Here is a 25557-nt window from a genome sequence, read left to right on the forward strand (position 1 = left end):
TAGCAAAACGGCATCACAGCGACCAGCACTGGCAGGATGAAAAGTGTTCCCCTTTATTGCACTCAACCTTTCCTCTTTTTATGCCCAGGCCATAAAAATTGATCTTAAACACGAAGTCCCGGCGTGATTGTGTGGGGCGCTAGCGGTTCGCGATCACATTTTTTATCATAGGGACACTTTCCATTGCCGACGAGCCGCCTGTGTCCTCCCACTTCACGATGTTACTGGCAGTATTTGACCGCGCCGCCCTGATGTTGATCTGCCTGTTCTTCCTGACGCGCACCCGCCCGTTTCGTCAGCTGCTGCAAAAAGATGAACATACCCGCGCGGAGAAAGTGGCGGTAACGGCCATCTTTTCTCTGTTTGCGCTGTTCAGTACCTGGTCTGGCGTTAATGTCGACGGTTCGCTGCTGAATGTGCGGGTGATTGCCGTGATGGCGGGCGGCATTCTGTTTGGTCCCTGGGTTGGCATCGCCACCGGTGTGATTGCGGGGCTGCACCGTTTTCTGATCGATATTCACGGCGTGACCTCGGTGCCCTGTCTGATTACCAGCATCATCGCCGGTATCGTCGCGGGCGGCATTAATCGCCGGGTGCTGAAAGAGCATCGCTGGCGTGCCGGTATCGTCGGCGGCATGCTGTGTGAAGCCCTGACGATGGTGCTGATCGTCCTGTGGGCGCGCCCAACTTCACTCGGGCTGGCGATTGTGTCGGAGATTGCGCTGCCCATGATCCTCGGTGCCTCCAGCATCGGTATCATTGTGTTGCTGGTGCAGAGCGTCGAGGGAGAGAAAGAGGCGATTGCCGCCCGTCAGGCCAAGCTGGCGCTGGAGATCGCCAACAAAACCCTGCCGCTGTTTCGTCAGGTGAACAGCGACTCCCTTCGCAACATCTGTGACATTATCCGGCGGGAGATCAAAGCCGATGCGGTGGCGATGACCGACAAAAAACAGATTCTGGCCTACGTCGGCTATGGCGAACATAACTATCAACATGGGGATGATGGCATCAGCCCCACCACGGCACAGTCGATCGCCAGCGGTAAAATTATCATTAAGAACAATGACGAAGCGCACCGCACCAAAGATATCCATTCGATGATCGTTATCCCGCTGTGGGAAAAAGGCAAAGTCACCGGCACGCTGAAAATCTACTATCGCCGTGCGCACCGTATCACCGGCTCGCTGAAGGAGATGGCCATCGGCCTGTCACAAATCATCTCTACACAGCTTGAAGTGTCGCGCGCCGAGCAGCTACGTGAGATGGCCAATAAAGCGGAACTGCGCGCGCTGCAAAGTAAAATAAATCCCCATTTTCTGTTCAACGCCCTGAATGCCATTTCCTCTTCTATCCGGCTTAATCCCGATACCGCCCGCCAGCTGGTGATTAACCTGTCACGCTACCTGCGCTACAACCTGGAGCTGAACGATGATGAGCTAATCGATATCCGTAAGGAGCTATGGCAGGTCAAAGATTACATCGCCATTGAGCAGGCGCGGTTTGGCGATAAGCTGACGATGATCTATGACGTCGACGAAGATCTGCATTTTCTGCTGCCAAGTCTGCTGATCCAGCCGCTGGTGGAGAATGCGATTGTGCATGGCATCCAGTCCTGTAAAGGTAAAGGCGTAGTGACGCTGAGCGTGCGGGATCTGGGCGATCGGGTGCGGGTTTCAGTTCGGGATACCGGCCAGGGCATCAGTGACCAGGTAATGGAGCGAGTAGCACGCAATGAGATGCCCGGTAATAAAATTGGGCTGCTCAATGTGCATCATCGGGTAAAACTTCTGTCGGGTCAGGGACTGAACATCGTGCGGCACCAGCCGGGCACCGAGATTTCCTTTACGCTGAGTAAGAATGGCCAGCGCCTGGCGGAGAATCTGTTATGAAAGCCATTATTGTGGAAGATGAATTCCTGGCGCAGCAGGAGCTGAGCTGGATGATTCAGCATCACAGCAAAATCGAGATTGAAGCCTGCTTTGACGATGGCCTCGACGTGCTGAAGTATCTGCAACAGCATCGGGTTGATGTGATTTTTCTCGACATCAACATTCCTTCGCTGGATGGCATGCTGCTGGCACAGAATATCCATCAGTTTGCGCACAAGCCGCTGATTGTCTTTATCACCGCGTGGAAAGAGCATGCGGTGGAGGCGTTTGAGCTGGAGGCGTTTGACTACATTCTCAAGCCTTATCAGGAGTCGCGGATTGTCACCATGCTGAACAAGCTGGAAGCCACGGCGCAGGCGCAGCAGGCGGTCAGCCATCTCAGCGCCACGCCAGCCCCGCAGACGGTCAACCTGATTAAAGATGAGCGCATTATCGTCACGGACGTGAATGACATTTACTACGTAGAAGCCCATGAAAAGCTGACGTTTGTGTATACACGGCGCGAGTCTTACGTGATGTCGATGAATATTACCGAATTCTGTTCACGTCTGCCGGAGCAGCAGTTCTTCCGCTGCCACCGCTCTTACTGCGTCAGCCTCAGCAAGATTCGCGAAATTGAGCCGTGGTTTAACAACACCTATCTGCTGAAGCTGCGCGATCTGGAGTTTCAGGTGCCGGTGAGCCGCAGCAAGGTGAAGCAGTTTCGGCAACTGATGCGCCTGTAGCGCTGGAGTGGTGAATGTTTCAGGAGAACGTGTGGTGAAGCCGAGGATGATTCCCGAACCCGCCCAGCTGAAGCAGGCAGGCCAGGAAAATCAAACGCGCGCAAAGTGGACGTGCGCGCGAGGTGTAACTGAATCAGATAATGCGACCCAGCGTCTGACGCAGATGCGCGCCCGCGCCCAGCAGGCCAGGCTGATCGTGCGTGATCATATAGACCGGTATGCTGGCAACATAGTCACGAAAGCGGCCTTTGTCTTCGAAAGCGGCACGGAAACCTGACGCCTTAAAGAACTCCAGGAAACGTGGCACGATGCCACCCGCAATGTAGACGCCACCAAAAGTGCCGAGGTTCAATGCCAGATTGCCACCGAAACGGCCCATGATGACGCAGAACATCGACAGCGCACGACGGCAGTCGATGCAGCTATCATCCAGCGCACGCTGGCTGACATCTTTTGGCTTCAGGTTTTCCGGCACACGATTATCGACTTTAACAATCGCACGATAGAGGTTAACCAGACCGGCACCGGACAGGATACGTTCTGCTGAAACATGGCCCAGCTCCTCACGCAGCACTTCCAGAATCTGATCTTCTTCTTCGCTGTTAGCGGCGAAATCGACATGACCGCCCTCACCTGGCAGGCTGACCCAGCGTTTGTCCACGTGCACCAGATGGCTGACGCCTAATCCGGTACCGGCACCATAAATCGCGATAGGCTTGTCTTTCACCGGGGCTGTGCCGCCAAACTGAATCACGTTGTCGGCGGTCAGCATCGGAATCGCCATGGATACCGCAGTGAAGTCGTTAATGATTTCCAGGTGTTCAAAACCGATGTTCTCTTTGAGCTTGCGCGTAGAAAACGCCCAGTCATGGTTGGTCATTTCAACCCAGTCATCGGTAATCGGGCAGGCGATAGCGATACAGCCATCTTTAACATCCTGCTGTTGTTCATCAAGATAGTGGCGGATGACGGCTTCGAGGCTGTCGTATTCTGATGTTGAGAATGTTTTGGCCTGGGTGATGCTGCCGCTTTCCACCTCACACAGGGCGAGGCGTGCGTTAGTACCGCCGACATCGCCGACCAAGGCATAGGTTGTCATTCTTCTGTTGCTCCGCTTGGGGTCTTAAGAGTTGGAGGACACTATAAATTTCTGCCCATAAAACAACAACGCTCACCGGTGCGATTGGTGAGCGTCTTACTCAGGTGTGCTACAGCCTAACCGCGATAGTCCACCCTGCACAGCGGCAACTATCTGAATCTTAGCCGCCGTTGCGTTGATTCAGGCAGGCGGTGACTTTTCGTAACAGTGGCGGCAAATCCTCTTTCTGCATGACCACCTCAACCAGCGACAGCCATTGAGGTGCGGAAAGTCGCGCCATCACCTCGTCTAACTGCACCGTTTCACTGATGCGCCAGCTCTGCGCCTGGCCCTGCAGACTCAGTGCGTGCGGTAAGGCCGTCCAGTTCCACTGAGCAATATCATTATAACGCTGTGTTGCGCCATGAATGGCCCGTTCGACGGTATAGCCTTCATTATTCAGCAAAAAGAGTGTCAGTCGCTGCTCATCCCGCAGCATTGAACCCAGTTCCTGAATCGTCAGCTGTGCCGAACCGTCGCCGATAATCAGGATAACCCGGCGATCGGGGTCAGCGGTCTGTGCGCCAAACGCTGCCGGAAGAGTATAGCCGATTGATCCCCATAATGGCTGAACCACCAGCTGCGCCTGCGAGGGCAGTCGCAACGCAGCGGCACCAAAAGCGGCTGTCCCCTGTTCCGCCAGAATCAGGTCACCGGGTTGCAGAAAAGCCTGCATCGCCTGCCAGAAAGCCTGCTGACTGATCACGGCGGCCGGTTCAGCCGGTTGCACGGCAGACGGTGCTATGGCGGGCTGCCACTGCTGGCCGTAGTGTTCAAACAGCGGTTGCAGCTCGCTCAGCGCATCCGCCATCGACAGCGGTGCAAAATGCTCACCGCCCACGCTGGCGCTGAAGGGTTGCAGATCGATCAGTCGCTCAGGCGCAAACTGCTGCGTAAATCCTGCTGTAATCGTGTCAGTGAAACGCACCCCGACGCAGATCGCCACATCCACCAGCTCAATCTGTCCGCACACCTGACTCGCACTGGCTTCACCGGCATAAGTCCCCACATAACCCGGCTGCTGCTCGTCCAGTACGCCTTTGCCCATCAGCAGGCTGGCGCAGGGAATCGCACTCTTTTCACGCAGCGCGGCCAGGGCAGATTGCTGCTGCCAGCGCAGCGCCAGAAAATCGGCCAGCAGTGAAACGCGCTCTGCCGGTGCCAGCAATTGCTCCGCCGCGTCGCGGAAAGCGCGGCGCGCAGCGGGCGAAGAGGATTGATGACGGTTCAGGGGCTGAACAGGTGGCTGCACCTCAATGGCTGCCACGTCAACGGCCAGCGACAGATAGCCGGGACGACGGGCCTGTAACGCGTGCTCTATTACCCTGTCAATTTCAGCAGTTGCATTGTCGGCAGTAAGTTGCGCCGTTGCGGCACTGACTTCGGCAGCCATGCGTATGAAATGCCGGAAATCGCCATCGCCCAGCGAATGGTGGACACAGTCACCCTGTAATTGCGCTGAAGTCGCTGGCGCGCCAACGATATGGATCACCGGCAGATACTCGGCAAAACTGCCTGCAATGCCATTAATCGCACTGAGTTCGCCAACACCAAAAGTCGTTAACAGCGCGCCAGCACCGTTGCAGCGTGCGTAACCGTCCGCCGCATAAGCGGCATTAAGCTCATTGGCACAGCCCACCCAGCTGATTTCCGGATGGTCGATAACGCAGTCAAGAAACTGCAGGTTATAGTCGCCCGGCACGCCAAACAGATGCTTTATACCCATCTCCTGCAGACGGGTCAGCAGGTAGTCTCCAACAGTGAATGTGGACATTGCGCAATCCTTTCAGGGAAGAGTTGGGTTAAGTATCTGACAGCCGATGAAATTAGCGAGGAGTGCCACGCTTTCCGCCAGCCACAATGGCTGGAAAGCCGGCGTTACGCTGGCGGAATATTCTGTAAAAACGCGATCTGCTGCGCGCTGTCACTGAGTGTAACCGTATACACTGATAGACTTTTGGCACATATCCCCATTTTTACTCAGGAGCGCTGAATGTCCTCTTTCCCCCATCCCGATCGCTATCAACAGATGGAATACCGTCGCAGCGGCCGCAGCGGCATTAAACTGCCCGCCATTTCGCTGGGACTGTGGCACAACTTTGGTGACAGCACCCGGGTCGATAACAGTCGTGAGCTGCTGCGTCATGCGTTTGACCTTGGCATCACCCACTTCGACTTAGCGAATAACTACGGCCCGCCACCAGGCTCAGCGGAGGAGAATTTCGGGCGTATTCTGCGGGAAGATTTTCGTGCCCATCGTGATGAGCTGATTATCTCCACTAAAGCGGGCTATACCATGTGGCAGGGGCCGTATGGCGACTGGGGTTCGCGCAAGTATCTGGTTGCCAGCCTGGATCAGAGCCTGAAGCGCATGGGGCTGGAGTATGTGGATATTTTCTATCATCACCGCCCCGATCCGGAAACGCCGCTGGAAGAAACCATGCGCGCGCTGGATCATGTGGTGCGCCAGGGCAAAGCGCTTTACGCTGCCCTTTCAAATTATCCGGCCGATCTTGCTGCCAGGGCAATTGCTATCCTGCGCGATCTCGGCACGCCTTGTCTGATCCACCAGCCGCGGTATTCGATGTTTGAGCGAACGCCTGAACAGGGATTGATTCAGACGCTGGGTGATGAGGGCGTCGGCTGTATTGCCTTCTCGCCGCTGGCGGGCGGCGTGCTCACCGATCGCTATCTGCAGGGCATTCCGGAAGATTCGCGTGCGGCCAGCGGCAGCAAATTCCTGACGGAGAATCAGTTGACGGATGAGAAGATGGAGAAGGTCCGAAAGCTGAATGTGATTTCGCAGCAGCGTGAGCAGAAGCTGGCGCAGATGGCGCTGGCGTGGGTGCTGCGCGATGATCGCGTCACCTCCGTGCTGATAGGGGCCAGTAAAACGGCCCAGATCGATGACGCGGTGGCCATGCTCGCCCGACGTCAGTTCAGCGACACGGAGTTAGCGGCGATTGACGCGGCCCTGCTGTAATTTTTCCCCGCCCGGCGCAGGCCGGGTGTTTTCTCGCCAGAATAGTCTCAATCCCCTTTCTCTCCCCAATTTCCTCACAATCTTCCGACACAATGATGCGGTAACGACAGCATTACGCAGGCATAATCACTGCGCCGCAACAGCATCAGACTGTTGATGAGGAGAATATAATGAAAAGAGCTCTTATTTTTGCTGCCCTGCTGGCGGTGTTGTCGCCGCTGGCAAACCACACAGCTGAGGCCTCCAGTGCCTCTATTACTCTGGCCCCCGGCGTTACGCTGAATCTGGGTGATCGCGACAATCGTGGTTATTACTGGGATGGCGGTCGCTGGCGTGAACCGCGCTGGTGGAATGATCGTTATTCCTATAACGAACGCCGCTGGTGGCGACACGAAGAGTGGCGTCGTCAGCAGCAGTGGGAGCGTGAACGTCGCTGGCATGAGCGCGACCGTGAGCGCCGCTGGGAACATCAGCATCGCCGCGATCGTGACTGGGATCGTCATGACCGTCGCGGGCCAGGCCCGCGTGGTTTTGGGCCTGGTGGTCCCGATCATCACGGACACGATCGCCACTAACAAAAAACGCCCGGCAAAAGCCGGGCGTTTTTTGTTTCCAATTACCCTTACAGCCCCAGCGCTTCGCCCACCAGCAGATAAAGATTCAGCGCAATCACCAGCAACACGATCAGTCGTCCGGTGTTCTGCATCAGGCGCGAGTTAACCATATCATCACCCATCAGCTCACGGTTGCCGGTAAAGGAGAGCAGCGGAATCAGCGCCAGCGCAATACCGAAGCTCAGCAGCACCTGACTCATGACCAGCACCTTTGTCGGATCCCAGCCTGCCCAGATAACAATAAAGGAAGGCAGCATGGTCACGGTACGACGCACCCAGAGCGGAATATGGAAACGGATAAAGCCCTGCATCACCACCTGTCCCGCCAGCGTGCCGACCACCGTTGAGGAGAGGCCGGCAGCCACCAGGCTCAGACCAAATACCGTCGCCGCTGCCTGACCTAACAACGGTTGCAGCGTCAGATAGGCCTGGTCAAGCTCAGCGATTTTGCTGTGGCCGCTGAAGTGGAAGGCCGCCGCCGCGGTTGCCATCATCGCCAGGTTCACGAATCCGGCGATGGTCATGGCAATCGCCACATCCAGTTTGGTTGAAGAGTAACGCTGGCCTTTGCTGTCCTCGCTTTTGCCCTGCGTCAGTGCGGAGTGCAGATAGATTACGTGCGGCATAATGGTCGCGCCCAGCACACCGGCTGCCAGGAAGACGGCATCCGACGTCGGTAGCGCGGGCAGCGCCATGCCAACCACCAGCTCTTTGACGTTGGGCTGAGAAAAGAAGAGTTCGACGATATAGGCCGCCGCCACAAACAGCAGCAGTCCGCCAATCACCAACTCCAGCGGTTTCTGACCGCGGCTCTGTAACATCAATATCAGGAACGTGGCGATGCCGGTCAGTACCGCGCCCTGCATCAGTGAGATACCGAGCAACAGCTTGAAGCCCAGCGCCGCGCCGATAAACTCCGCAAGGTCGGTGGCCATCGCAATAATTTCTGCCTGCACCCAGTAAAACCAGACGGCGGGACGAGGAAAGCGATCGCGGATATGCTCGGCGAGATTTTTGCCGGTGGCGATACCCAGCTTAGCGGACATCAGCTGGATCAGCATGGCCATGATGTTGGCCCACACCACTACCCACAGCAATTTGTAGCCGTAAGCAGCGCCCGCCTGAATGTTGGTCGCAAAGTTGCCCGGATCGATATAGCCGATAGCGGCAATAAAGGCGGGGCCCAGCAGTGCGAGTTTGACTTTTCTGACTCCGCGAGCGGCGCGCTCGGCGGTACGACTTTCAAACATATCCGGTACCCTGTCTGAACATTTGCCTGCCCCGCCAGCTTAGGGGTTAGCATGTGCAAGTGAAATTCGTTTCTTGTTATCGGTGTAATAGATGCTGCTATAAAGTATAGCCATTGCTATATCTTACAGTAAAGGAGGTGATTGCTAAAAATGTGAGCAATAGTGTCACTCTACGCCCCGTGTAAAATATAGACAATAATTATGTGGTTATCTGGCGTGAATAATTTGTAAACAGGACGTGATCTCTGGAACTTTTCTGGAAAATATAGCGATAGCGAATACTTATATTGTGGTTCAGATCTCGTTTTTAAGTAACGCGTTACATAGAATACGCAACAAAATACAACCCTCCTCAAATTTGGAGCAACCATGTCCCATATTTTGCAATTTCTTTTAGCACTGGTGGTGGTCGGGATACTCTCCTTGCTGGTCAGTCACGATCGTAAAAGCATTCGCATTCGCTACATTATACAGCTACTGGTGATTGAAATTGTGCTCGCCTGGTTCTTCCTGAACTCAGAAGCGGGACTGGGTTTCGTCAAAGGCTTCGCGGGCTTCTTCGATCATCTGTTGAAGTATGCGGCTCAGGGAACCAACTTTGTCTTCGGCAACATGAGCGACAAAGGTCTGGCCTTCTTCTTCCTCAACGTACTGTGCCCAATCGTCTTTATCTCTGCCCTGATCGGTATTCTGCAGCACTTCCGTATCCTGCCGTGGGTGATCCGCGGTATCGGTACCGTGCTGTCGAAAGTGAATGGCATGGGAAAACTGGAATCTTTCAACGCCGTGAGTTCTCTGATACTGGGACAGTCAGAAAACTTCATCGCCTATAAAGATATCCTGGGCAAGATGTCACAGCGCCGCATGTACACCATGGCCGCTACCGCAATGTCCACCGTTTCGATGTCTATCGTCGGCGCCTACATGACGATGCTGCAGCCAAAATATGTGGTCGCTGCACTGGTGCTCAACATGTTCAGTACCTTTATCGTGCTGTCGCTGATCAACCCGTACCGCGTTGAGAACGAAGAAGATCTGCAGCTGCAGGATCTGCATAAAGGTCAGAGCTTCTTCGAGATGCTGGGCGAATATATCCTGGCCGGTTTCCGCGTCGCGATTATTGTCGCCGCCATGCTGATTGGCTTTATCGCGCTGATTTCAGGCCTGAATGCGCTGTTTGATCTGATCTTCGGCATCAGCTTCCAGGGCGTTCTCGGCTTTGTCTTCTATCCGTTTGCCTGGATGATGGGTGTGCCTTCTGGCGAAGCGCTGCAGGTCGGCAGCATTATGGCGACCAAGCTGGTGTCGAATGAGTTTGTAGCCATGATGGATCTGCAGAAAATCGCGGGTCAGTTGTCGCCAAATTCAGAAGGTATTCTGTCCGTGTTCCTGGTGTCATTCGCCAACTTCTCTTCAATCGGCATCGTGGCCGGTGCGATTAAAGGTCTGAACGAAGAACAGGGTAACGTGGTTTCCCGCTTTGGCCTGAAGCTGCTGTACGGCTCTACGCTGGTCAGCGTGCTCTCCGCCGCTATCGCCGGTCTGGTTCTGGCGTTCTGATACGGTTCTGAGCAATAAAGGGCGAGCCTGGCTCGCCCTTTTCATTTTGCGCCATCCCTGCTCAGCTTCCGCTGATTCGCCCTTTCCGTTTTAGCGTTTCTTTCCTCTCTGCTTCCATTGCATACCCCGGTCACGTGTGGAGTTAAACCGTGCGCAACGGACAGCACAATGTCCCGCCAGGGGCGCTGGAGGCGTCACAGAAAGTATTGACATTAAATAGCTTACGCAGCAGCGTAATGTAAATCGCAATGAATATAGATTCGCAGGAAAAGGCGAATGAAAGATAAATCGGAAAGGAATTTGACAGCAACGTGTCAGAAAATGGTGGAGATAAGCGGGATCGAACCGCTGACCTCTTGCATGCCATGCAAGCGCTCTCCCAGCTGAGCTATACCCCCACATCTGGAATCGTTTTTCAGTGCCAAACTTCTGGTAAGAAGTTTGGTGGAGCTAAGCGGGATCGAACCGCTGACCTCCTGCATGCCATGCAGGCGCTCTCCCAGCTGAGCTATAGCCCCGAACCGAAAAACTGTCGCGTTAAGCGACGGACGGCATAATATGAAACCGCCTCCAGGGTGTCAACGGCAAAATGACATTCTCTGTTTGATCGCTGAAAAAGGCGGCAACCTGCGAAGTTTCAGCAGCATGCCGCAGCTGAAAATCATGTCTGTTCCGGCAGGGCCGTTTTTTAACTGTTATTCAGTCTGCCGTCAGGTTAATTCCCGGTTAAATATGTTATAGGAATTTTCTTGTCTTCGTCTTTTTCGCGTGCAAAACTTAGCCCGCTAATTTAGTGGTCACCGGGACCCTCTCCCGCACACCACGCGTCCACCAGGCGTTATCGTCCCATTAATCATAAAAAAACTATTGAGATACTATGTCGCTGCATACACCTAAAGAAATCGCACAACTGGCGATCCAGTCAGGCGTGGCAAAAAGCCGTGCGCCTGTCAGCATCCTTCTGATTCTCGGCTTCATGGCGGGCGCATTTATTGCGACCGGCTTCCTGCTGGATCTTCACGTCATCAACACCCTGCCGGCTGAATGGGGCTCATTTGGTGGCCTGTTAGGTGCCGCTGTCTTCCCGGTAGGTATCATCATGACCGTGCTGGCAGGGGGTGAGCTGCTGACCGGTAATATGATGACCCTGCCGGTAGCCTGGTTCGCCCGCCGCATCAGCTTTATGAGCGTGGCGCGGAACTGGTTCTGGGTGACTCTGGCGAACTTCCTCGGCAGCGTGGCTGTCGCCTGGTTCTTTGGCCATATGCTGGGCATGACCGAAGGCGATTACCTGAAAAAGACCGTTGCGATTGCCTCTGCAAAAGTCCATGCCGATTTCCTGCACGCCTTTATTTCAGGCATTGGCTGTAACTGGCTGGTGTGCCTGGCAGTGTGGCTTGCGTTTGCCAGTAAAGATGTGGTCGGCAAGATCTTCGGCATGTGGTTCCCGGTGATGGCGTTTGTTGCCATTGGCTTCCAGCACGTTGTCGCCAACATGTTTATCATCCCGGCCGCCATTTTTGCCGGTCAGATGAGCTGGGCAGAGTATCTGCCTAACTTTGTTGCCGTCTTCCTGGGCAATGCCGTAGGCGGTGCCGTCTTCGTTGGCCTGGCTTACTTCCTTGCCTTCCGCCCAGCCGCAGAACCTGCCAGCAACCCGCAGTAATCCTGTTTTGCCTTTTGTCAAAAGACAAAAGGCAATTTCAGCCTCAGTTACTTTCCCCCGTTACGTTTTGCTGTAATATGTACCGCTAATGTATTTAACAGGGATAGCATCGTGAAAAAGGAATGGCTTACTCCCGAAGAGCTGGCTGCAGAAACGGGTTACAGTCGGCAAACGGTGAATAAATGGATTAAGCGAGAGAACTGGACAACCACGCCAAAGCCCGGTGTACAAGGCGGTAAGGCGCGTCTGATTCATATTGATGAACGCGTAAAAAGTTTTATTCAGTCGACACGCAATCTCAACGAGCCCGCAGCGACCTATGGTGCAGTGGCGAATTCTTTACCTGCGTTATTGATAAGTTCCATCCAGCAAATGAGTCAGGATGAACAGGATCAGTTCACCGCGTTAATCTTACGTGAAGGGATTAAGGGCGTCATGCAGCGTCTGGGAATTGGTGAAGAGTAAAGAAACCGGAAGCGTGACGCTTCCGGCTAAGTTTATTAAGCCTGTGCTTCCCGCTCACTGATAAAGGCCAGAGCCTGCTCAATACGTGCCACACTGCGGCTGCGGCCAATCGCTTCAACAGTGACATCCAGACCCGGTGACTGACCGGCACCGGTCACCGCCACACGCAGCGGCATGCCGACTTTACCCATCCCCACTTCCAGCTCATCGGCGGTGCTCTGAATCGCCTGATGGACGTTTTCAGCGTTCCACTCAGTGATTGCGGCCAGCTTATCGCGCACCACTTCCAGCGGCTGACGCGCCACCGGACGAAGATGTTTCTTCGCGGCATCAGCATCAAACTCTGCAAAATCTTCATAGAAGTAGCGACAGGACGCCGCCATCTCTTTCAGCGTTTTGCAGCGCTCGCCCAGCAGGCTAACCAGTTTCGCCAGTTCAGGCCCGGTGCGGGTGTCAATTTTCTGCTCTTCAATATGCCACTGCAGATGCGTCGCCACATATTCTGGCGGCAGCGTATTGATGTAGTGATGATTCAGCCACTGCAGCTTCTCGGTGTTGAACGCACTGGCAGACTTGCTGACAGCGTCCAGAGTAAACAGCTCAGTCATTTCAGGCACGCTGAAAATTTCCTGATCGCCATGTGACCAGCCCAGACGAACCAGGTAGTTGAGCAACGCTTCTGGCAAATAGCCATCATCACGATACTGCATCACCCCTACCGCACCATGACGCTTGGAGAGCTTTTTGCCATCATCGCCCAGGATCATTGAGACGTGGGCATAGACCGGAACCTGCGCGCCAATGGCTTTGAGAATGTTGATCTGACGTGGTGTGTTGTTGATGTGGTCTTCACCGCGAATAACGTGCGTGATGCCCATATCCCAGTCATCCACCACGACGCAGAAGTTATAGGTTGGCGAACCATCGGTACGGCGGATAATCAGATCATCCAGTTCCTGGTTGCTGAACTCAATCGGACCACGGATCTGGTCGTCGAAGATGACCGATCCTTCCTGCGGGTTGCGGAAGCGCACCACACACGGCTCGTCATCGGCATGATGTTCATGGCTGTCACGGCAGCGGCCGTCGTAACGCGGCTTTTCGTTGTTGGCCATCTGCTCTTCACGCAGGGCTTCCAGACGCTCTTTAGAGCAGTAGCATTTGTAAGCCGTGCCCGCTTCCAGCATTTCATCAATGACCGCGTTGTAGCGATCAAAACGTTTAGTCTGGTAGTAAGGGCCTTCGTTCCAGTCCAGACTGAGCCAGTTCATGCCATCCATGATGGCTTCGATAGCTTCCGGCGTGGAGCGTTCCAGATCGGTATCTTCAATACGCAGCACAAACTCGCCCTGGTTATGACGGGCAAAGAGCCAGGAGTAAAGTGCGGTACGGGCGCCACCGACATGCAGATAGCCGGTCGGGCTGGGCGCGAAGCGTGTTTTGATTTTCATTGAGTATTGCCTTAGATGCGCGGGTTCTCTGTCTGGATGACAAAAAACAGGTTAGACGCGAAAAAACAGTGGGCACATTCTAGCATCTGACGGTGAATCCTCAATGCATGCCCGCCGGTTGCCCTCCGGGAAAAGGGGCTTTTCTGCCAGTAAAACCAGCACATTGACTAAAAGCGCGACAGGATGTTTAAAAATAAACCGAACGCACATTTATGTTTTAAAAAGCGTTGACTCAAAATCAACTATCCCTATAATGCGACTCCACACAGCGGGGGTGATTAGCTCAGTTGGTAGAGCATCTCCCTTACAAGGAGGGGGTCGGCGGTTCGAACCCGTCATCACCCACCACTCTTAACAGGGTGCCCGCAGTGAACAGGTATGAAGATATGGGTGATTAGCTCAGTTGGTAGAGCATCTCCCTTACAAGGAGGGGGTCGGCGGTTCGAACCCGTCATCACCCACCATATCTTGCCTGTTAGCAGTATCGAAGTACGAAGTGGGTGATTAGCTCAGTTGGTAGAGCATCTCCCTTACAAGGAGGGGGTCGGCGGTTCGAACCCGTCATCACCCACCACTTCGGGTCGTTAGCTCAGTTGGTAGAGCAGTTGACTTTTAATCAATTGGTCGCAGGTTCGAATCCTGCACGACCCACCAATTCAGAATAAAGCGCCTTTGGGGCGCTTTTTTCGTTTCCGGGGCACGGACTCTACCGTGCAGGATGAGAACCTGCTGCAGGTTCGACTGAATCGCCGGGCGATTCAGGCTGATGCGACAGCATCACCCGGAGGGCGAGGCCCAGGATGGGCCGAGGCTATCCTGCACGACCCACCCATTCAGAATAAAGCGCCTTTTGGGCGTTTTTTTCGTTTCCGGGGCACGGACTTCACTGTGCAGGATGAGAACCTGCGACAGCATCACCCGGAGGGCGAGGCCCAGGATGGGCCTAGGCTATCCTGCACGTCCCACCCATTCAGAATAAAACGCCTTTGGGGCGCTTTTTTCGTTTCCGGGGCACGGACTCTACCCTGCAGGATGAGAACCTGCGACAGCATCACCCGGAGGGCGAGGCCCAGGATGGACCTAGGCTATCCTGCACGTCCCACCCATTCAGAATAAAACGCCTTTTGAGCGCTTTATTCGTTTCTGCCTTAACCCCAGGTTGGTTCCCATTTTTTCCAGCAACGTTAGGTTTTTAAAAACGCGCTGGCTCAGGGAGCGCAGGCCTTTCGCAAAGACGCAAAATCGCCATCCATGGCAGGCTCAGCGTGGCACATCCCTGTCCCGCGATGCTTTGCTACAGGCCTGTGCTCCCATCGCTTTGAACGTATTAGCTGTCTGTTAGCCTTTCTGGTGCCTGTTTTGTTTCTGCTACGCGGATTTAATACCTTATTGCGTCTTTGCAAAACATTAACACTCTGGGCTCTCAAGTCGTTTCACTGCGTGCCGATAACGTACGTGACCACTTATAGGGAGAAAATGATGTCTTCAATTTCCGGAATTTTAAGCAGTGCGGTCAGTAGCGGTGACAGCGGCGGCGGCAGTGTGGCCTCGCAGGTTGCGGCACTGAATAAACAGATTCAGGGTGTGTTAACGCAGGTTAAGGAGCTGGCTGACAATAAAGAACTGACTGACGAACAGAAGGCTGAGATGCAGCAGATGTACCAGTCACAAATCACCATGCTGCAGGCACAGATTGCACAGCTGGAACAGAAGCAGGCTGAGCAGGATCAGCCAAAAAGTGACAGTTCGCCCGTCAGTGAGATCAAAGCGGACGGGATTAACCGCCCAACCGATACTAACAAAGTTGACGTTTATATCTAAAATGCCGGTTTAACCGCGCGTTGTTGCGCCAGCAGCATCGCCTGCTGGCGCACCTCCTGCCAGATCGCTTCGGCAGCCGGCGTCAGCGAGCGGTTTTTACGTTTAATTAGCGTCAGGCTACGATTGATTTCCGGATAGAGACGCCGCACCGTGAGGGCGCGATCCGCTGGTAAGGGTAACGCCAGCGCAGGCAGAATACTGATGCCGATTCCCACCTGTACCATCGGGAACAACGTGGCGGGATGACCAATCTCCTGCACCACTTCAGCCCTGATATTCTGCTGCTGCATTGCCGCATCAATCAGAACCCGACTGCCTGAAGCGTAATCCTGCAATACCATCGTGCGACCATCGAGCATTGCCCATTCAGCCCTTTCCACTTTCGCCAGCGGATCATCTTCGCGACATAACAGCAGGAAAGGCTCATCCAGAATCGCGATGCTATCGAAATCGCTGTCGCTGAGCGGCCCAATCACGATGCCGAAATCGACTTCGGCGTTACGCACACTTTGCAGCACCCATTGCTGGGCGCGATCGTGAAGAATCACTTTGATATCGGGAAAATGGTGCTGGCTGGCGGCCAGACATTGCGGCATCAGATGCGCGGAAATGGTCTGGCTGGCTGCTACTCTGACCGTACCACTGCGCTGCTCGCCAAAACTGCGGATGTCCAGTAGCGTGGTATGAATCTCCTCCAGCAGGCGCTCCATGCGTGACGCCAGCTGTTTTCCCGCCTCTGTCAGCATCACCTCCCGGGTGGTTCTGTCCAGCAACCGCACGCCGGTTTCGGCTTCCAGCTCTTTAATACTGTGGCTGACTGCCGACTGGCTCAGGCCTATCGCCTGCCCTGCCTGACTGAAGCCACCATAGTGGGCCACGGCAATAAACGTTCGCAGCTGACGCAGGGTATAATTCATCGATTGCGCTCATAGATTAATTCAATAAATCAATTTTATTTCTAAAACTACTTGCCGCACAATCGCGCTATTGAATAATTTACCGGAATTTAGCAATGGGCTTTCTAAAACTCGATCCGATGATGGTTAAACTGATCATCACCGTGCTGCTGGCCTCTTTCCTGCCAGCAAAAGGGATCTACGTTGATATCTTCAGTTACCTCGCGACGGCAGCGATAGCGCTGCTGTTCTTTATGCACGGTGCCAAACTTTCGCGTGAAAAGATCATCGCAGGCAGCAGTCACTGGCAGTTGCATCTGTGGATCATGTTCAGCACCTTTGTGCTGTTTCCGGCACTGGGTCTGCTGCTGGTCTGGTGGCATCCGGTTGATGTCGGTCCGGAAATTTACACTGGTTTTATCTACCTCTGTATCCTGCCGGCTACCGTCCAGTCTGCCATCGCCTTTACCTCAATGGCGGGCGGGAATGTCGCGGCAGCGGTGTGCAGCGCCTCGGCATCGAGCCTACTGGGTGTGTTTATTTCACCGTTGCTGGTGAATCTGGTCATGGATATCCACAGCAGCGCGCCGAGTGATGGTCTGGAGCAAATCGGTAAGATTATGCTGCAACTGATGGTGCCCTTCATTCTGGGTCACCTCTCACGTCGCTGGATCGGTGGCTGGATTGAGAAACATCGCAGCCTGATTGGCAAAACTGACCAGACCTCGATTCTGCTGGTAGTCTATTCCGCCTTCAGTGAAGCCGTGGTGAACGGCATCTGGCATCGCGTTGGCCTGATTACGCTGCTGTGGATTGTGGCAGGTTCCATTATTCTGCTGACCGCCGTGCTGCTCATCAATCTGCTGGCTTCGCGTCTGTTCCGCTTTAAGCGCGCCGATGAAATCGTGGTGCTGTTTTGTGGCTCGAAGAAGAGTCTGGCGAATGGCGTGCCGATGGCGAATATTCTGTTCCCGGCCAGTACGGTGGGGATTATTGTGCTGCCGCTGATGATTTTCCATCAGGTACAGCTGATGGTCTGCTCGTTTATCGCCGGACGCTACAAGAAGACCAATGAGAAACAGCAGGCTCTGCAGGTGAAAGATTCAGTGATGGAGTCTCAGAAGTAAAACCGTTGCCCGCCTGTGCGGGCACGATTATGTGCGGGTCTGGAGCGGCTTAACTAATCCCTCCAGACCTTCTATTTTTATCGTCAGAGTCAGCTGCATCAAATCCCCCAGCAACCCGGATGGGAAGTCGCCACTGCGGGCAAACCAGAGCAGATAAGGCTCAGGCAGATCGATCAGCATCCACCCTTTATATTTGCCAAACGGCATAGGCGTATTGGCTATCGCCACCAGTTGATGCTCATCCATTTCAGGCACCCAGCAGGCGGATCATTTCCGCTTCATCAATTACCTCTATACCCAGCTCCTGCGCTTTTGCCAGCTTTGAACCGGCCGCTTCACCGGCAATCAGCAGATCGGTTTTCTTCGATACGCTGCCGCTGACTTTTGCCCCCAGCGCGATCAGCTGCGCTTTGGCATCATCGCGATTCATCTGCGACAGCGAGCCGGTCAGCACCACCGTTTTACCGGCGAACGGACTGTCGATCTCTTCGGCTTTCACCACGACCACCTGCGGCCAGTGAATGCCGATGTCGTCTGTCAGCTGACGGATAACCTCACGGTTACTTTCCTCTTCCATGAAGTTGCGCACGTGTGCGGCAACGACTTTGCCGACATCCGGCACGGCAATCAGCGCCTCAAGATCGGCATCCATCACCTTTTGCAATTCACCAAAGTGGTTAGCCAGATTGGCGGCGGTGGCTTCACCCACTTCGCGGATGCCCAGCGCATAGAGGAAACGTGCCAGCGTGGTCGACTTCGCTTTCTCCAGCGCCTCGACGACATTTTGCGCCGATTTAGGCCCCATGCGATCCAGTCCGGTCAGCTTGCCCGCCGTGAGACGGAACAGATCGGCGGGCGTATTGACGTACTCTTTCTCCACCAGCTGGTCGATAATCTTGTCGCCCATACCGTCAACATCCAGCGCCCGACGCGAGACAAAGTGCTTCAGTGCCTCTTTGCGTTGCGCACCGCAGATCAGACCGCCGGTGCAGCGCGTGACCGACTCGCCTTCGACCCGCTCCACCTCGGAACCACAGACCGGGCAATGGGCAGGAAAGACCACTTCACGCGTCTCTTCAGGGCGCTCCGCGATCACCACGTTGACCACCTGTGGGATCACATCACCGGCGCGGCGAATCACCACACGGTCGCCAATGCGTAATCCCAGCCGCTCGATTTCATCCGCATTATGCAGCGTGGCATTGCTGACGATGACGCCCGCCACCTGTACCGGTTCAAGACGAGCCACCGGCGTGATAGCGCCCGTGCGGCCAACCTGGAATTCGACGTCACGTACCCAGGTCAGCTGTTCCTGTGCCGGGAATTTGAAGGCAATTGCCCAGCGCGGTGCGCGCGCCACAAAGCCCAGTTGCTCCTGTAATGCCTGTGAATCGACCTTGATCACCACGCCATCAATATCGAAACCCAGGTTCGGACGCTGTTGCTCAATATCCCGATAGAAAGCCAGGGCTTCTTCGGCGTTGTGCACCAGCTTAATGCGGTCGCTGACCGGCAGGCCCCAGGCTTTGAACTGTTGCAGGCGCCCCATGTGACTATGCGGCATCTCCCCGCCTTCCAGCAGGCCAAAACCGTAGCAGAAGAAAGTTAATGGACGTTTAGCGGTAATGCGCGGATCAAGCTGACGCAAAGAACCTGCCGCTGCGTTGCGCGGGTTAGCAAAGACTTTGCCGTCAGTGCGTCGCGCTTCCTCATTCAGCTTTTCGAAGCCTCGCTGCGTCATAAATATTTCGCCACGTACTTCCAGCCGGGCCGGGATATTGTCGCCTTTTAGCCGCAGCGGAATCGCGCGAATGGTACGAACGTTGGCGGTAATGTTCTCGCCGGTAGTACCGTCACCGCGCGTCGCGGCCCGGACCAGCAGGCCATTTTCATACATCAGGCTGACTGCAGCACCATCGAGCTTGAGTTCACAGCAGTAGGTAATGTCGTCACTGCTTTTCAGCCGATCCTGCACCCGTTTGTTGAAGGCCATGAACGTAGCTTCATCAAAGGCGTTATCCAGCGACAACATCGGGACTTCGTGGCGGACCTGCTCAAATACCGTCAGCGGCGCAGCGCCTACGCGTTGCGTCGGCGAGTCCGGGGTAATGAGATCGGGGTGTTCCTCTTCCAGCTGACGCAGTTCACGCATCAGACGATCATATTCGGCATCCGGCACTTCCGGCGCATCCATGACGTGATAGAGATATTCGTGATGGCGCAACGTGGTGCGCAGTTCGGTGATGTGATCCTGGACGGATTTCATATAGCCCCATCAGATAAAAAACCCCCGACAGGCGGGGGTTTATTTTAACAATTCAGATAGCGATCAGCGCAGGTCTCAGACGCCAACCACATCGCGGATACGCGCTTTGTAGGTTTCCAGCTTCTGCGGCGTCATCATGCGACGCTCATCATCCAGCACGACACCGCCAACGTCATCAGCGATACGCTGTGCCGACTGCAGCATCAGCTTGAAGTTCTGATTCGCGTCACCATAAGAAGGCACCATCATAAAGATAGAGATGCCTGGCGTGCTGAAATCGGTCATCAGGTCCGGGTTGAACGATCCTGGCTTAACCATGTTAGCCAGACTGAACAGGACCGGACCGCTGCCTGCAGGACTAAGATGACGATGGAAAATGTTCATCTCACCAAACTGGAAGCCCGCCTGCAGAATACCCTGTAGTAAGGCCTCACCGTTCAGCTCACCGCCCGAATGGGCGGCAACATGCAGCACCAGTACCGCTTCTTTCGGTTTTTCCGCTGGCGCTTTCGCTGCAGGCTGTGAAGGCGCGGGAGCCGGCGTTACTTCAGGCTGTGGCTCAGGTTCTGCCTGGTACTGCGGAGCGGGCTGGACAGATTCCAGCGGATCGAGATCCAGCAGCGGGTCAGCCTGAACGGGCGGCGCGACAAAAGTCGGTGCAGGCTGCTGACGAACCGGTTCAGGGCGCGGCTGCGGAGCAGGCTTCGGCGCCGTGTTGAAAAGCGGATCGCTTTCTGGTTCAGGTTGCGGTGCGGGTCGTGGCGCAGGCTGACGCACAGGCTCAGCAGGCGCTTGCTTACGCGGCGCTTCTGGCTGTGGCTCACGAATCTCATCGAAACGCGGTTCCTGGTGTGTGCTGCGATCGGAACGAACGCGAACCTCGCCGACGCCGTCATCTTCGTCGTCAATCAGGTCCTGCTCATCATGTTCTTCACGTTGTTTCAGACGTTTGTGCGGGCGATCGCGGAACACTGACGAACGCTCTTTACGGCTGGTCCACAGCCCGTGAAGAAGGAGCGCTATAATGGCGATCGCGCCAACAACGATTAATATCAGACGCAAATCCTGCATCATTGTATTCTCTGTTGTTCCAATACCTTGCCACCGCGGCAAACTTTATCCTCTAACTGTATTTGCCCTGCTACACAAGTGCAAGTCTGTGCACTATTTTCTGACAAATAAGATAGGCAACCCACGCTTTTTCGCTGTTTTTTTACCCAAACGGCACCTGGCCTGGAGAAAAAGCCAGGTTATAGTGGGCGCGCCTCAACACTTTCAGGAGAAATGGCTTTATGGCCCGTGAGAATTCGGTCTCAGATTTTAACGGCACGCACTACTTTAGCCAGGGCTGGAAACTGGTCCGTCTGCCTGGTATTCGCCGCTTTGTGGTGATGCCGCTGCTGATTAACATTATTATGCTCGGTGGCGCATTCATCTGGCTGTTCTATCGTCTCGGTGACTGGATCCCGCGCCTGATGGCCCATATTCCGGACTGGCTGCAGTGGCTGAGCTATCTGTTATGGCCGCTGTCGGTGATAGCGATTGTGCTGGTGTTCAGCTACTTCTTCTCGACGCTGGCAAACCTTATTGCCGCTCCTTTCTGCGGCCTGCTGGCCGAACAGCTGGAAGGCCGTCTGACCGGCAAGCCCCTGCCCGACAGCGGCTGGGCAGGAATGATCAAAGATGTGCCGCGCATCATGAAGCGCGAGTTGCAGAAGCTGGGCTATTATCTGCCACGTGCGCTGGGACTGCTGCTGCTCTACTTTATTCCTGGCTTTGGTCAGACGGTTGCGCCCGTTCTGTGGTTCCTGTTCAGTGCCTGGATGTTATCCATTCAGTATTGCGACTATCCGTTCGACAACCATAAAGTGCCGTTTCAGCAGATGCGGAACGCCCTGCGTCGCCACAAAACCGCGAATATGCAGTTCGGCGCACTCACCAGCCTGTTCACTATGATTCCGATCCTGAACCTCGTGATTATGCCGGTTGCCGTTTGCGGTGCCACCGCCATGTGGGTCGATCGCTACCGGCCGCAGCTGGCACGCAATGAGGTGCGCTAGACTCATCAGCGCGCCTTATGCTCTTTTTCGCAGGGCTTATTGCCGGGGGACATATAGATATACGATTTCTTTCCTTCCGCCCCCAGGCAGAACAGGTATGCTCATAGGGTTCCCAATAATTCATACAGTTAAGGGCAGGCTATGAGTAAGATCTATGAAGACAACTCTTTGACAATTGGTCATACGCCGCTGGTTCGACTGAACCGCATCGGTAACGGCCGCATTCTTGCGAAAGTTGAATCCCGTAACCCGAGCTTCAGCATTAAATGCCGTATCGGTGCCAATATGATTTGGGACGCAGAGAAACGCGGTATTCTGAAACCCGGCATTGAGCTGGTGGAACCGACCAGCGGTAACACCGGTATTGCGCTGGCCTACGTGGCTGCTGCGCGTGGTTACAAACTCACGCTGACCATGCCGGAAACCATGTCGGTGGAACGTCGTAAGCTGCTGAAGGCGCTGGGCGCGAAGCTGGTTCTGACCGAAGGTGCTAAAGGCATGAAGGGTGCCATTGGCAAAGCGGAAGAGATTGTCGCCAGCGACCCGGACAAATATGTGCTGCTGCAGCAGTTCAGCAACCCGGCTAACCCGGAAATCCACGAAAAGACCACCGGCCCGGAAATCTGGGAAGACACCGATGGCGAAGTGGATGTCTTTATTGCCGGTGTCGGCACCGGCGGTACGCTGACCGGCGTGAGTCGCTACATCAAAAACACCAAAGGCAAAAAAGAACTGATTACTGTCGCGGTTGAGCCGACCGATTCACCGGTGATTGCGCAGGCGCTGGCAGGTGAAGAGATTAAACCCGGCCCGCACAAAATTCAGGGTATTGGTGCCGGCTTTATTCCGGGTAACCTTGAGCTGAACCTGGTTGACCGCGTAGTGGCCATTACCAATGAAGAAGCGATCAGTACGGCGCGCAGGCTGATGGAAGAAGAAGGTATCCTCGCCGGTATCTCTTCCGGTGCTGCCGTCGCCGCCGCGCTGAAGCTGCAGGAAGACGAAACCTTCGCAAATAAAAACATCGTGGTGATTCTGCCCTCCTCTGGCGAACGCTATCTGAGTACCGCGCTGTTCGCCGATCTCTTTACTGAGAAAGAGCTGCAGTAGCCGGGACCGATAGTCCGAAAATGTCGAAAAAAGCACCCATTCGGGTGCTTTTTTGTGGTGCAGATCTCACTTTCGCCACCCGGCAGATTGATTTCAGTGATGCCGATCTGGTATTCAGACTGCCAATTATTTCGATGCCTGAAATTAATCCGCGTTTGAAGTGGATCAAGCTGAATCGATTTACGGATTCAGTGAAACGGCGAATCACGGCATAATTAACCGGTGACGTGTAGAATCGGTTTTGAGACGCAACGGATTGTAGATTTGACGCATGCGCGTCTTTGGTCAGCATGAAGCTATACCCGCGCACCTACACAGGCTAAAGTGAAGGCTCCAGGCTAGACTTTAGATCCATAACACTCATCCTGATAACGTTGGGGAAATAGAATGTTCCAGCAAGAAGTTACCATTACTGCACCAAACGGTCTGCATACTCGCCCAGCTGCGCAATTCGTTAAAGAAGCCAAAGCTTTCCAGTCAGAAATCACCGTGACCTCTAACGGTAAATCAGCGAGCGCGAAAAGCCTGTTCAAACTGCAGACGCTGGGTTTAACCCAGGGAACGGTTGTGACCCTTTCCGCGGAAGGTGAAGACGAGCAGAAAGCAGTTGAGCATCTGGTCAAACTGATGGCTGAACTGGAGTAATCTCCGCTCAGCTCTCCAGCCAATCGACTCCTCTGCGCCATTGAGTGCAAACATCTTGATCGCGGACAACCTGTCCGCGTTATTGCTTTCGTAGAGTACGTGTCCCGCGACAATGGCACCGCAAAGAGTCCCATCAGCCATCGTGATTAAAAGGTAGCGTTATGATTTCAGGCATTTTAGCATCACCAGGTATCGCTTTCGGCAAAGCACTGCTGCTGAAAGAAGACGAGATCGTCATCAACCGCAAGAAAATTTCTGATGACCAGGTTGAGCAGGAAGTTCAGCGCTTCCTCGATGGCCGCAGCAAAGCGGCATTACAACTGGAAGCGATTCGCGTCAAAGCGGGTGAAACCCTCGGTGAAGAGAAAGCAGCCATCTTCGAAGGCCACATCATGTTGCTGGAAGATGAAGAGCTGGAGCAGGAAATCATCGACCTGATCAAAAAAGATCACGCGACTGCCGATGCTGCTGCTTATTCGGTCATTGATGGCCAGGCGAAAGCACTGGAAGAGTTAGATGACGAATACCTGAAAGAGCGTGCGGCTGACGTGCGTGACATCGGTAAGCGTCTGCTGCAAAACATCCTCGGTCTGCACATCGTTGACCTGAGCGCGATTCCGGACGAATCCATTCTGGTGGCCAAAGATTTAACGCCGTCAGAAACCGCACAGCTGAACCTGAAAAAGGTGCTGGGCTTTATCACCGATCTGGGTGGCCGTACCTCACATACCTCAATCATGGCGCGCTCGCTGGAAATCCCGGCTATTGTCGGCACCGGCAATGTAACCGTCACGGTTAAAAACGGCGATTTCCTGATCCTGGATGGCGTTAACAATGCGATTCACGTCAACCCTTCGGAAGCGATTCAGGAAGAGCTGAAAGCCGTACAGAACCAGTATCTGTCGGAAAAACACGAATTAGCCAAGCTTAAAGATCTGCCAGCCGTGACGCTGGATGGCCATCAGGTTGAAGTTTGTGCCAACATCGGTACTGTGCGTGATATCGCCGGTGCTGAGCGTAACGGCGCGGAAGGCGTTGGCCTCTACCGTACCGAATTCCTGTTCATGGATCGCGACTCTCTGCCAAGTGAAGAAGAGCAGTTCCAGGCGTATAAAGCCGTTGCTGAAGCGATGGGTTCACAGGCCGTTATCGTGCGTACCATGGATATTGGCGGTGACAAAGATCTGCCTTACATGAACCTGCCGAAAGAAGAGAACCCGTTCCTCGGCTGGCGTGCTATCCGTATCGCGATGGACCGTAAAGAGATTCTGCATGCACAGCTGCGTGCCATCCTGCGCGCCTCCTCCTTCGGTAAATTGCGCATCATGTTCCCGATGATCATTTCGGTTGAAGAAGTACGCAGCCTGAAAGCGGAACTGGAACTGCTGAAAGCGCAGTTGCGTGAAGAAGGTAAAGCCTTTGATGAAAGCATCGAAGTCGGCATCATGGTAGAGACCCCGGCTTCAGCCGTCATTGCCCATCACCTGGCGAAGGAAGTCGACTTCTTCAGTATTGGGACAAACGATCTGACGCAGTATACTCTGGCGGTCGATCGTGGTAATGATTTGATCTCGCACCTGTACAACCCAATGACGCCGTCTGTGCTTAACTTAATCAAGCAAGTCATTGATGCATCTCACGCTGAAGGTAAATGGACCGGCATGTGTGGTGAGCTGGCAGGTGATGAACGTGCTACACTACTGTTACTGGGAATGGGGCTGGACGAGTTCAGCATGAGTGCCATTTCTATCCCTGGCATCAAGAAAATCATTCGTAATACTAATTTTGAAGATGCGAAGGCATTGGCAGAGCAGGCACTGGCTCAACCGACAGCGGAAGACTTAATGAACCTGGTTAACAAGTTCATTAAGGAAAAAACGCTCTGCTAACC

The 25557-nt window shown here is 54.4% G+C and carries 21 protein-coding genes, 6 tRNA genes and 1 other RNA gene; 18 read left to right on the plus strand and 10 right to left on the minus strand.

Translation table 11 applies throughout. From position 1 onward, the window contains the following. Nucleotides 1-218 precede the first annotated feature (218 nt). Both BY447_RS05370 and BY447_RS05375 read left to right on the plus strand, forming a co-directional pair. Nucleotides 219-1889, plus strand: coding sequence for a LytS/YhcK type 5TM receptor domain-containing protein (locus tag BY447_RS05370; protein WP_110330702.1), 1671 nt, complete (start codon nucleotides 219-221; stop codon nucleotides 1887-1889). After that, nucleotides 1886-2614, plus strand: coding sequence for a LytR/AlgR family response regulator transcription factor (locus tag BY447_RS05375; RefSeq protein ID WP_003848909.1), 729 nt, complete (start codon nucleotides 1886-1888; stop codon nucleotides 2612-2614). Before BY447_RS05370 ends, BY447_RS05375 begins: the two co-directional genes overlap by 4 nt. A 133-nt stretch (nucleotides 2615-2747) precedes the next feature. Here the strand turns inward: BY447_RS05375 and glk are convergent, their stop codons facing one another. Further along, nucleotides 2748-3713 (minus strand): glucokinase, encoded by a 966-nt coding sequence (glk, locus tag BY447_RS05380; RefSeq protein WP_013358641.1) that lies wholly within the window; start codon nucleotides 3711-3713, stop codon nucleotides 2748-2750. A gap of 160 nt (nucleotides 3714-3873) precedes the next feature. Continuing rightward, nucleotides 3874-5526 (minus strand): indolepyruvate decarboxylase, encoded by a 1653-nt coding sequence (gene ipdC, locus BY447_RS05385; RefSeq protein ID WP_110330703.1) that lies wholly within the window; start codon nucleotides 5524-5526, stop codon nucleotides 3874-3876. Nucleotides 5527-5745: 219 nt separating this feature from the next. Between ipdC and mgrA the strand changes: the two genes are divergently transcribed. After that, entirely contained in the window at nucleotides 5746-6735 is a 990-nt protein-coding gene (gene mgrA / locus BY447_RS05390; RefSeq protein ID WP_110330704.1) for an L-glyceraldehyde 3-phosphate reductase, read from the plus strand. A 170-nt stretch (nucleotides 6736-6905) separates the two neighbouring features. Continuing rightward, nucleotides 6906-7310, plus strand: a complete 405-nt coding sequence (locus BY447_RS05395; RefSeq protein ID WP_033783810.1) for a DUF2502 domain-containing protein — start codon at nucleotides 6906-6908, stop codon at nucleotides 7308-7310. Nucleotides 7311-7357: 47 nt separating this feature from the next. Here BY447_RS05395 and BY447_RS05400 read toward each other — a convergent pair whose 3' ends face one another. Next, entirely contained in the window at nucleotides 7358-8599 is a 1242-nt protein-coding gene (locus BY447_RS05400) for an Nramp family divalent metal transporter (RefSeq protein WP_013358645.1), read from the minus strand. Nucleotides 8600-8968: 369 nt separating this feature from the next. Here BY447_RS05400 and BY447_RS05405 point away from each other — a divergent pair, with 369 nt between their 5' ends. After that, nucleotides 8969-10159: a NupC/NupG family nucleoside CNT transporter gene (locus BY447_RS05405; protein WP_013358646.1), complete on the plus strand. Its 1191-nt coding sequence runs from the start codon at nucleotides 8969-8971 to the stop codon at nucleotides 10157-10159. Between the two features lie 322 nt (nucleotides 10160-10481). On the opposite strand, the gene BY447_RS05410 is transcribed toward BY447_RS05405, so the two are convergent. Beyond that, a tRNA-Ala gene (locus BY447_RS05410) sits at nucleotides 10482-10557 on the minus strand. Nucleotides 10558-10601: 44 nt separating this feature from the next. Continuing rightward, a tRNA-Ala gene (locus BY447_RS05415) sits at nucleotides 10602-10677 on the minus strand. Nucleotides 10678-11036: 359 nt separating this feature from the next. Between BY447_RS05415 and BY447_RS05420 the strand changes: the two genes are divergently transcribed. Then, nucleotides 11037-11825, plus strand: a complete 789-nt coding sequence (locus tag BY447_RS05420) for a formate/nitrite transporter family protein (RefSeq protein ID WP_013358647.1) — start codon at nucleotides 11037-11039, stop codon at nucleotides 11823-11825. A gap of 111 nt (nucleotides 11826-11936) precedes the next feature. Next, the gene (locus BY447_RS05425) at nucleotides 11937-12290 is read left to right on the plus strand and encodes a YfeC-like transcriptional regulator (protein WP_013358648.1); all 354 of its coding nucleotides are present in this window, start codon (nucleotides 11937-11939) and stop codon (nucleotides 12288-12290) included. Nucleotides 12291-12325: 35 nt separating this feature from the next. Here the strand turns inward: BY447_RS05425 and gltX are convergent, their stop codons facing one another. Next, on the minus strand, nucleotides 12326-13741 hold the full coding sequence (gltX, locus tag BY447_RS05430) for a glutamate--tRNA ligase (protein WP_013358649.1): 1416 nt from the start codon (nucleotides 13739-13741) through the stop codon (nucleotides 12326-12328). A 272-nt stretch (nucleotides 13742-14013) separates the two neighbouring features. Here gltX and BY447_RS05435 point away from each other — a divergent pair. From BY447_RS05435 to BY447_RS05460, 6 genes are all read left to right on the plus strand, one after another. Then, nucleotides 14014-14089 (plus strand) — tRNA-Val (locus BY447_RS05435). Nucleotides 14090-14129: 40 nt separating this feature from the next. Continuing rightward, nucleotides 14130-14205, plus strand: a tRNA-Val gene (locus BY447_RS05440). Between the two features lie 34 nt (nucleotides 14206-14239). After that, a tRNA-Val gene (locus BY447_RS05445) sits at nucleotides 14240-14315 on the plus strand. A gap of 4 nt (nucleotides 14316-14319) precedes the next feature. Next, nucleotides 14320-14395, plus strand: a tRNA-Lys gene (locus BY447_RS05450). A gap of 43 nt (nucleotides 14396-14438) precedes the next feature. Next, nucleotides 14439-14572, plus strand: a non-coding RNA gene (locus BY447_RS05455) — RtT sRNA. A 648-nt stretch (nucleotides 14573-15220) separates the two neighbouring features. Continuing rightward, nucleotides 15221-15562: a FlxA-like family protein gene (locus tag BY447_RS05460; protein WP_107319995.1), complete on the plus strand. Its 342-nt coding sequence runs from the start codon at nucleotides 15221-15223 to the stop codon at nucleotides 15560-15562. Here the strand turns inward: BY447_RS05460 and BY447_RS05465 are convergent. Continuing rightward, nucleotides 15559-16479: a LysR family transcriptional regulator gene (locus BY447_RS05465; RefSeq protein WP_013358651.1), complete on the minus strand. Its 921-nt coding sequence runs from the start codon at nucleotides 16477-16479 to the stop codon at nucleotides 15559-15561. The two genes, BY447_RS05460 and BY447_RS05465, sit on opposite strands and share 4 nt — an antisense overlap. A gap of 95 nt (nucleotides 16480-16574) precedes the next feature. Between BY447_RS05465 and BY447_RS05470 the strand changes: the two genes are divergently transcribed. After that, the gene (locus BY447_RS05470; RefSeq protein WP_110330705.1) at nucleotides 16575-17585 is read left to right on the plus strand and encodes a bile acid:sodium symporter family protein; all 1011 of its coding nucleotides are present in this window, start codon (nucleotides 16575-16577) and stop codon (nucleotides 17583-17585) included. A 27-nt stretch (nucleotides 17586-17612) separates the two neighbouring features. Here BY447_RS05470 and BY447_RS05475 read toward each other — a convergent pair whose 3' ends face one another. From BY447_RS05475 to zipA, 3 genes are all read right to left on the minus strand, one after another. After that, nucleotides 17613-17831 (minus strand): DUF3820 family protein, encoded by a 219-nt coding sequence (locus tag BY447_RS05475; RefSeq protein WP_110330706.1) that lies wholly within the window; start codon nucleotides 17829-17831, stop codon nucleotides 17613-17615. A gap of 1 nt (nucleotide 17832) precedes the next feature. Continuing rightward, a complete protein-coding gene (gene ligA, locus BY447_RS05480; RefSeq protein WP_110330707.1) occupies nucleotides 17833-19851 on the minus strand; it encodes an NAD-dependent DNA ligase LigA in 2019 nt (672 codons plus the stop codon). 75 nt (nucleotides 19852-19926) lie between these two features. Further along, the gene (zipA, locus tag BY447_RS05485) at nucleotides 19927-20925 is read right to left on the minus strand and encodes a cell division protein ZipA (protein WP_033783817.1); all 999 of its coding nucleotides are present in this window, start codon (nucleotides 20923-20925) and stop codon (nucleotides 19927-19929) included. Nucleotides 20926-21143: 218 nt separating this feature from the next. Here zipA and cysZ point away from each other — a divergent pair, with 218 nt between their 5' ends. From cysZ to ptsI, 4 genes are all read left to right on the plus strand, one after another. Then, nucleotides 21144-21911, plus strand: a complete 768-nt coding sequence (cysZ, locus tag BY447_RS05490) for a sulfate transporter CysZ (RefSeq protein ID WP_095706823.1) — start codon at nucleotides 21144-21146, stop codon at nucleotides 21909-21911. Between the two features lie 141 nt (nucleotides 21912-22052). Then, nucleotides 22053-23021, plus strand: a complete 969-nt coding sequence (gene cysK / locus BY447_RS05495; protein ID WP_013358657.1) for a cysteine synthase A — start codon at nucleotides 22053-22055, stop codon at nucleotides 23019-23021. Nucleotides 23022-23408: 387 nt separating this feature from the next. Continuing rightward, nucleotides 23409-23666, plus strand: a complete 258-nt coding sequence (gene ptsH / locus BY447_RS05505; protein ID WP_003848868.1) for a phosphocarrier protein Hpr — start codon at nucleotides 23409-23411, stop codon at nucleotides 23664-23666. A gap of 161 nt (nucleotides 23667-23827) precedes the next feature. Further along, entirely contained in the window at nucleotides 23828-25555 is a 1728-nt protein-coding gene (ptsI, locus tag BY447_RS05510) for a phosphoenolpyruvate-protein phosphotransferase PtsI (RefSeq protein WP_033783822.1), read from the plus strand. The last annotated feature ends 2 nt before the right edge of the window (nucleotides 25556-25557 follow it).

This window comes from Pantoea sp. JKS000250, assembly GCF_003201065.1.
Taxonomy (GTDB): domain Bacteria; phylum Pseudomonadota; class Gammaproteobacteria; order Enterobacterales; family Enterobacteriaceae; genus Pantoea; species Pantoea vagans.